The sequence below is a fragment of the Microbacterium sp. HMWF026 genome (assembly GCF_003061325.1).
GTDB classification, from domain to species: domain Bacteria; phylum Actinomycetota; class Actinomycetes; order Actinomycetales; family Microbacteriaceae; genus Microbacterium; species Microbacterium testaceum_E.
The window spans coordinates 1-2,263 of the sequence record NZ_QAJB01000333.1; the positions used below are offsets into that span (position 1 = coordinate 1).

1 protein-coding gene is annotated in these 2,263 nt (G+C 72.6%); it reads left to right on the forward strand.

What is annotated here, in order from left to right:
- Positions 1-74: 74 nt before the first annotated feature.
- The gene (locus DBR36_RS12565) at positions 75-2,261 is read left to right on the forward strand and encodes an ATP-dependent DNA helicase RecG (protein WP_108319885.1); all 2,187 of its coding nucleotides are present in this window, start codon (positions 75-77) and stop codon (positions 2,259-2,261) included.
- Positions 2,262-2,263: the final 2 nt, after the last annotated feature.

Consider the following 2,263-nt stretch of genomic DNA (forward strand, 5'->3'; position numbering starts at 1 on the left):
GTGCGGGGGTCGTCCCCGAGGTGGACGGGGGCGTCGAGACCGGTGGTGTCGGGGCCCCTGCCTAGACTCGGAGCATGCCCGGTCTCTCGCTCGCCTCCCGGCTGGACGGCGCCATCGGTGGCAAGACCGCGACCGCGTTCGACAAGGCGTTCGGCGTCACCACGGTCGGCGAGCTGCTCGAGCACTACCCCCGTCGCTACGCCCGGCGGGGCGAGCTGACCCCGATCGCCTCTCTTCCGCTGGGCGAGCCGGTCACGATCGTCGCCGAAGTGGTCAGCGCCAGCGAGCGGCGCATGCAGAACCGCCGGGGGTCCCTGCTCGAGGTCGTCATCAGCGACGGCGACGGGCGCATGTCGCTGACGTTCTTCAATCAGCCGTGGCGGTTGAAAGACCTCACCCCCGGTCGGCGCGGCATCTTCTCGGGCAAGGTCGGCGAGTACCGTCGTCAGACCCAGCTCACCAACCCCGATTACGAGCTCTTCGACGACATCGCCGAGGCGATGGCCGAGGCCGAGGTCACCGCGAAACGCCCCATCCCGATCTACCCCGCCACGAGCGCGGTGCCCAGCACGCTGGTGCAGAAGACGATCGCGCTGGTGCTCGACAGCCTGGGCGACGTCGACGACCCCCTTCCCGACGAGCTCCGCGCGCGTCGAGGGCTGCTCTCGGCGCGGCAGGCGCTCGAGAACATCCACCGCCCCGCGCACGACGACGACATCCCGCCCGCGGTCGAGACGCTCCGGATGCACGAGGCGTTCGTCCTGCAGACCGCTCTGCTGCAGCAGCGCCAATTCGTCCGGGCCCTGTCGGCGCAGAAGCGTCCGGCCGCGCCCGGGGGACTGCTCGAGCGTTTCGATGCGATCCTGCCCTTCGAGCTCACCCCCGACCAGCAGAGCGTCGGCGCGCAGCTCGCCGCCGACCTCGTCGGCGACTGGCCGATGAGCCGCCTCGTGCAGGGAGAAGTCGGCTCCGGAAAGACCCTGGTGGCCCTGCGCGCCATGCTGCAGGTCGCCGAGTCCGGGGGGCAGTCCGCCCTGATCGCCCCGACCGAGGTCCTCGCCGGTCAGCATCTGCGCTCGATCGCGCGCATGCTCGGCCCCGAGCTGGCACCCGAGCTCATGCCGACGCTGCTGACCGGTCAGATGCCCGCGGCCGAACGCCGCCGCGCGGCCCTGCGGGTGGCATCCGGTCAGGCCCGGATCGTCGTCGGCACGCACGCTCTGCTCAGTGCCACGACCACCTTCGCCGACCTGGGTTTCGTCGTGGTCGACGAGCAGCACCGGTTCGGCGTCGACCAGCGCGACGCCCTACGCTCCAAGGGGCAGGCTCCGCACACCCTCGTCCTCACGGCGACGCCCATCCCGCGCACGGTCGCCATGACGGTCTTCGGCGACCTCGACGTCTCGACGATCCGGACCATGCCGGCCGGGCGGGCCGGCATCCAGTCGTTCGTCGCGCCCCTCGCCGAGAAGCCGGGCTGGTTCGCGCGCGTCTGGGACCGCGTGGCCGAAGAGGTCGCGCTCGGGCGCCAGGCCTTCGTCGTGTGCCCGGCGATCGACTCCGACCAGGTCGCCGCCGACGGCAAGAGCGACGAGCCCGCCGACGCGCCCGACGCTCCGGCCCCCACCGCGGCCGAGGGCAACCGCACCCGCTGGGGCGTCGTGCAGGTCGAGGCGCTGCTGTCGAACCTGCCGTCGTTCCGCGACATCCGGGTGCAGATCCTGCACGGCAAGATGCCCTCGGACGAGAAGGATGCCGTCATGCAGGCCTTCGCCCGCGGCGACATCGACGTGCTCGTGGCGACGACGGTGATCGAGGTCGGCGTCGACGTCCCCAACGCGTCCACCATGGTGATCCTCGAGGCCGATCGCTTCGGCGTGTCGCAGCTGCACCAGCTGCGCGGCCGCGTCGGCCGCGGCGGGCTGCCGGGGCTGTGCCTGCTGGTGACCGAGGCCGCCCCCGGCACCTCGGCCCGATCGCGGGTGGAAGCCGTGGCATCCACCCTCGACGGGTTCGCCCTGGCCGAGATCGACCTCGATCTGCGCGGCGAGGGGGACGTGCTCGGCGGAGCGCAGTCCGGGGCCCGGTCGTCGCTGCGGTTGCTGCGCGTCGTCACCGACGCGGCGCTCATCACCGAGGCTCGGGCCGAGGGCGAGAAGCTGCTGGCCGACGACCCGGCCCTGACGCGGCATCCGGCCCTCGCCGCCGCCCTCGAACGCCGCGTCGGCGTCGAGGAGCGCGCCGCCCTGGCGAAGTCCTGACC